The organism is Citrobacter sp. wls757, assembly GCF_005280935.1.
In the GTDB taxonomy this organism is placed as follows: Bacteria; Pseudomonadota; Gammaproteobacteria; order Enterobacterales; family Enterobacteriaceae; genus Citrobacter; species Citrobacter portucalensis.
The window spans coordinates 233,475-239,394 of the sequence record NZ_SZWU01000060.1 but is presented as its reverse complement, the minus strand read 5'-3'; the positions used below and the strand labels follow the sequence as shown (position 1 = coordinate 239,394).

7 protein-coding genes are annotated in these 5,920 nt (G+C 46.8%); 6 read left to right on the top strand and 1 reads right to left on the bottom strand.

Annotation, left to right across the window (positions count from 1 at the left end):
• The 5 genes from FDW94_RS16035 to folM all read left to right on the top strand — a co-directional run.
• Positions 1–1,308: amino acid permease (locus FDW94_RS16035; protein WP_249358567.1), on the top strand; the 1,308-nt coding region annotated here is incomplete at its 5' end.
• 646 nt (positions 1,309–1,954) lie between these two features.
• On the top strand, positions 1,955–3,094 hold the full coding sequence (locus FDW94_RS16030; RefSeq protein ID WP_137377879.1) for a hypothetical protein: 1,140 nt from the start codon (positions 1,955–1,957) through the stop codon (positions 3,092–3,094).
• Between the two features lie 45 nt (positions 3,095–3,139).
• Entirely contained in the window at positions 3,140–3,667 is a 528-nt protein-coding gene (locus tag FDW94_RS16025; RefSeq protein WP_079933999.1) for a hypothetical protein, read from the top strand.
• 53 nt (positions 3,668–3,720) lie between these two features.
• The gene (locus FDW94_RS16020; protein ID WP_048235422.1) at positions 3,721–4,200 is read left to right on the top strand and encodes a hypothetical protein; all 480 of its coding nucleotides are present in this window, start codon (positions 3,721–3,723) and stop codon (positions 4,198–4,200) included.
• Between the two features lie 255 nt (positions 4,201–4,455).
• Positions 4,456–5,178 carry a dihydromonapterin reductase gene (folM, locus tag FDW94_RS16015; protein ID WP_137377878.1) on the top strand — a complete coding sequence of 241 codons (723 nt, stop codon included), beginning with the start codon at positions 4,456–4,458 and terminating at the stop codon, positions 5,176–5,178.
• Here the strand turns inward: folM and FDW94_RS16010 are convergent.
• Entirely contained in the window at positions 5,175–5,510 is a 336-nt protein-coding gene (locus FDW94_RS16010) for a GlpM family protein (RefSeq protein WP_008784705.1), read from the bottom strand. The two genes, folM and FDW94_RS16010, sit on opposite strands and share 4 nt — an antisense overlap.
• Positions 5,511–5,636: 126 nt before the next feature.
• On the opposite strand from FDW94_RS16010, the gene FDW94_RS24355 reads away from it, so the two are divergent.
• A partial coding sequence (locus FDW94_RS24355) for a response regulator (RefSeq protein ID WP_249358565.1) occupies positions 5,637–5,920 on the top strand: 284 nt, incomplete at its 3' end.

Below are 5,920 nucleotides of genomic sequence, written 5' to 3'. Positions count from 1 at the left end.
CTGCCACAAAATATGGCGGCAGTAGCCAGCCCGGCTGCATTACTGATTGGTTGGGCGATTACCGGTGCGGGTATTCTTTTGCTCGCCTTTGCCATGCTGATCCTGACGCGTATCCGTCCTGAACTGGACGGCGGTATCTTCACCTATGCACGTGAAGGTTTCGGCGAGTTGATTGGCTTCTGCTCTGCGTGGGGATACTGGCTGTGCGCTGTTATCGCTAACGTTTCGTATCTGGTCATCGTCTTCTCTGCGCTCAGTTTCTTTACCGACACACCGGAATTACGTCTGTTCGGCGACGGTAATACCTGGCAGTCGATTGTCGGCGCATCGGTACTGTTATGGATAGTCCATTTTCTGGTGTTGCGGGGAGTACAAACCGCGGCCAGCATTAACCTGGTCGCTACTCTGGCAAAACTATTGCCGCTAGGCCTCTTTATCGTGCTGGCGTTCATGCTGTTTAAGCTCGACACCTTTACTCTCGATTTTACCGGCGTCGCGTTGGGCGTGCCTGTCTGGGAGCAGGTCAAAAACACCATGCTCATCACCCTGTGGGTTTTCATTGGTGTGGAAGGCGCGGTGGTGGTATCTGCCCGCGCCAGAAATAAACGCGATGTTGGTCGCGCCACGCTGTTAGCTGTACTCGCCGCACTGGGCGTTTACCTGTTAGTCACCCTGCTATCCCTCGGCGTTGTCGCGCGGCCAGAACTGGCAGAGATCCGCAATCCATCAATGGCCGGTCTGATGGTTAAAATGATGGGGCCATGGGGCGAAATTATTATTGCCGCGGGTCTGATTGTTTCCGTGTGCGGTGCCTATTTAAGCTGGACGATTATGGCGGCGGAAGTGCCGTTCCTCGCCTCCACGCACAAAGCGTTTCCGCGTATTTTTGCGCGACAGAATGCACAGGGTGCGCCATCGGCATCGCTGTGGTTAACCAACATCTGTGTACAAATCTGCCTTGTGCTAATCTGGCTCACAGGCTCCGACTACAATACGTTACTGACAATCGCCTCAGAGATGATTCTGGTGCCCTATTTGCTGGTCGGCGCATTTCTGTTAAAAATTGCCACCCGTCCGATTCATAAGGCTGTCGGTATCGGTGCGAGTATTTATGGCATCTGGTTATTGTATGCGTCAGGTCCGATGCATCTGCTGCTGTCTGTAGTGTTGTATGCGCCAGGGCTGTTGGTTTTCCTTTATGCCCGTAAAACGCACACGCATGAAAACGTATTAAAACGCCAGGAGATGGCGCTGATCGGCCTGTTGCTTGTTGCTGCTGTGCCAGCTACCTGGATGCTGATAGGCTAACGTTATACCCATCGCTGGCTTCGGAAAATATCAGACTATGAATATCCTGATAAAGGATTATCGGGATATCATGGTTAACGCTGATTAATCGAAAATAATCGCTCTCCCTTCATGCTTGCCCCCACACTATTTGTTGCTGCGTGTGAAGCGCTTATCACGGCTCTCCAGATGATGACTCATCACAAGGTGTGATCCCCCTATTGAGTTCGAGTTATTCTTTCTACACTTCACAATCGCAAACTGCTTTACGGCGCAACAGTCAGTCACGATCACCTGCTTTATCTTCTTATGAATCACAACATAACATACAGAAACACATCATAACCTTCTCAATTCTTTGTTCACTTTTCATATTGATAAAAGATAAAAAAGAAACACTTAACGAACACATACACATCATAATATATGGATAAATAAAAGAACAATTAATCATCACGCAATTAACTATTTGTGCTTTATCTTGTGTTGAGTTTATCATGCAGTTGTGTTGGTATTTGTGTTTGATGATAATGCAACCCGTGCGCTGGTCCCACCAGCTACACTCCCCTCGTCAATTATGTCGGAAATAAAAAAGGTTTATTAATAGCTGTTACTGCATCGATTAATTATGTAGTCGGCAGTATTTAGTCATTGAAGGACAAACAAAATGATAAATAAAGAATTAATGATGACACCCCCTATTAATCCTAAATGGAGTATTAAAATGTTTAAGAAATCAGTGGTTGCAGTATTAATAGTTCTTCCAATGTCTGCTTTTGCTCATGGTCACGGTGGCCATGGAGGTATGGGCGGTCACAATTTTGGTGGCCATGGCCATGGTGGTAACATTGGTCATGCTTTTAGTGGTCATTCGTTTGGTGGTCACTTTGCGGAGCGCATGAATGCAGGTGGTGGCTTCACAGGATTCTCTAAAGGCTCCATCAATATGAGCGATCACCCCATTGCAGATAACACGACACGTTCCATCAGTGTGAAAGATGGTGTCGTTACTAAAAACATTGCCTACAACGGTGTTAATGAACAATATTCTGCGACAACCACAATCAGTCAAGAAACAGGTGTGGTTCGTACCTCAACAGTTACTCGTGATGGTGTGACCAAAACAGCATCAACTGTTGTGTCGCCTGAAATGCGTTCCCACACGGTTGACGTGACGAACGGTGATGTAACGCATTTCTCCGATCATAGCTATGTTGAAGGTGTTGGCGGCCTGTCGATTCACGGCACTAAAGAAGGTGATGAGGCTATTGGTACAGTCACTGCATACAACGATGTATCCAACGCAGTGAAAACTACCCACGCGCTCAAAAATGCTGACCTGACTCGTGTAGCATCAACAGTGATTGCACCAACCATGCGTACTCATAATGTTATGGTGAAAGAAGGTGATCTCACAATCACTCACCTTCGTGGTTATGTTGGAAATGAGACTGTTGGGTATGGTTTCTCTAAGGGCGTAGCTAAAGAAGATGGTTATGCAATCGAAACTTCAGTCAACTCACTTGGCATAGCAACTGTTGGGGCATATGGCCCTAGTCACTATGCAGAGAAGGCAGAAAATCTGAAAACGGGTGAAGTGAAAACAATCACCGATATCACTCCGCCACAACCAACTCCTGTTGTCGTACACGTTGTACCCGTAACTCCTCTGACTCCTGCGACGCCTGTAAATCCTCCTGTCGTGGTTCACGTTGTTCCAGCATCAACGATTACCCCAGCCACTCCAGCGACTACCGTGTATAACGATAAACTCGGTGATAGTGTCATCTTGTATTGGAATATCTAAACTAAATGAGGCTGGAGCAATCCAGCCTTTTTAGAGGAAATAATTATGTCAGTTTTAACAGCAGCAGATTTTCTAAAACTTATTGATCTTGAACCATTCAAGAAGCCAAACAATGAAGCAGGTGTCTCTGTTCAGCGTGGTATTGAATTAGAAAAGCTACGCCTTGCTGTAAAAGAAGGTCATGTAAATCTCCGTTTTTTCCTCAAATGGTTAAATGCATCTGCTGGCTGCCGTTTACAAGAGCGATGGTTAAACAAGTTTTTCGCCGATGATCTCGGAGAAATTCCCGCACGATTTCAGCAGTCCCCCAGTAAGAGCACAGAAGAAAAGCTAAAGGAAGAAGTTGCCCGTCTCACAGCGGAACTGAGAGCGTCACAGCAACAAAATCAGGTTATTGCTTCTATCGCTTCTGAGGACAATCAGAAAGCCATTTTTGCGGGTATCGTCGAACGTATCGAAGAAGAATCACAAGCTGAACTAAAAGCCTTTGCAGAGAAGGCAGCAACACGGGCAAAACAGAAAGCAATAGAGATGATGATGGCTATCTTTCCTAATTGGAAGCCATCAGATTGAACACAAGAGGCTGTGTGTATTATCATGCTTCCTTAATCATTTAAGGGTAGACAATGAAGAACGTAAATCTGATCTTACTCGGAGACAGCACACAGCCACAAGAACGCCGAATGAAAGAAGCGTTAAAGATAAGCAAGGACGTAAAACCTGCCGCTGTGTTAGATGCTGTGAAAGAGGCGTATGAAGGCACAGGCAAGAAACCTAAGCTGAACTATGCACAACTATCACGATGGAGAAAAGGTTTAACCTTCTATCGTTCACCACCGCCAGAAGACGCTGTAGATCAGTATTCAGATTTATTTTCCCCACTCTACCAACTCTTAGAGAATCCGGTGATTGTTGCTTCTATCGACATATCAGAATTTGAACAGAGATTGAAGATTCAGATTAAAGAACGAGAACAAAGATTGATTGAAGCAAGAAGGCTTGAAGCCGCTCGTATTATGCAAGAAGCAGAAGAAAGAGATCACAGAAAGTTCACAGAAGAATTCAATAAAATAATGGATAAACTGAGAGAGCTTAGGAAAACATAGCTACAATGGGGAGCCTGTTTTCTGGTTCCCTTTTTTAATGACTAATCATTCTATTACGTTAATCCCCCTCTCTCTATTACTCCTTCGACTATAGCCCGACTAAAATGTGCTCGCCGCTAAATCAGGATGCTGTAACAAACCCCAACGACTTTATTCCTGTGTGCTACTGTGTACACATGAGTTTGTACTGATCACTACACCACTTACACCCTTTTTCTTGTAAGATGCTGTTTTTAACGGAGCCTGAGTATAACAATGGGTAAAAAACCTCCTTTGCCAATTCTTATCACCGGAGGTGGTCGTCGTATCGGCCTCGCCGTCGCATGGCACTTTCTGAACCAAAAACAGCCAGTTATCGTCAGCTACCGAACTCACTATCCTGCCATTGACGGCCTGCGAGAAGCGGGCGCGATTTGTATCCCGGCTGACTTTTCCACGGATGAAGGCGTACTGGCCTTTGCTGATGAGGTCAAAGCGCAGACGGATGGCTTGCGCGCCATTGTGCATAATGCCAGCGCCTGGGTCGCCGAAAAACCCGGCACACCGCTTAGCGAAGTACTGTCACGTATGGTGCAGATCCACGTCAATACGCCCTACCTGCTCAACCACGCGCTGGAAGGATTGCTACGCGGTCATGGGCACGCAGCCAGCGACATCATTCATTTTACGGATTATGTTGTGGAGCGTGGCAGCGACAAACACATTGCTTATGCTGCCAGCAAAGCGGCGCTGGATAATATGACCCGCTCGTTCGCGCGCAAACTGGCACCGGAAGTGAAAGTGAACGCGATTGCCCCCTCACTTATCCTGTTTAACGAGGGCGACGATGCAGAGTATCGCCAGCAGGCACTAAACAAATCACTGATGAAAACCGCGCCTGGTGAAAAAGAGGTCATTGATTTAATTGACTACCTACTAACCAGTTGTTTTGTCACCGGACGTAGTTTTGCCCTTGATGGCGGGCGCCATCTGCGTTAGTGCAGTTTGATCCAACAAAAGATCAGCAACCACGCGCTCAGGCTCCAGCACACTACTGCACCGCCGAGCGCGATAGGTAAGCGCATAAAACCGGTGAAATACCACAGTGAAACAAGGTAGACAAAATAGGGAATAATCGACCACATACTGAATACAATGGTTGTACGTAACGCCTCGATCCCACGCTCACTGGCCACGATGTAGTGGGCAATCAACGCAAACGTCGGGAACAGTGGAATTAATCCAGCAATATAGTAATTCTTTGTTTTCGCCAGCAAACCTATCAACACCACCACCAGCGCACCGAGCGCCGCTTTTATAACGAGTCCCATCACTCTGCCTTAACACATCAATAACATCAGCCTCTAGCATAACGGAAGCGTTCTTGTTTAGAAAAGATTAATGGAAGGAAAAACCGGGGCGGTGTATGTTGGCGTTTTATATTCAAAATGAATGATATGAACACCATCGTATTTGTTGAAGATGATCCCGAAGTTGGCTCACTGATTGCAGCCTATCTGGCCCGGCATGATATTGAGGTTATCCTTGAACCTCGTGGTGATTTGGCCGAGGAGAAAATCCTGCACGTTCAACCCGATCTGGTGTTATTAGATATCATGCTGCCGGGCAAAGACGGGATGACTATCTGCCGCGATTTACGCGGACGCTGGCAAGGCCCGATTGTTCTGCTCACCTCGCTGGACAGCGACATGAACCATATCCTGGCGCTGGAAATGGGCGC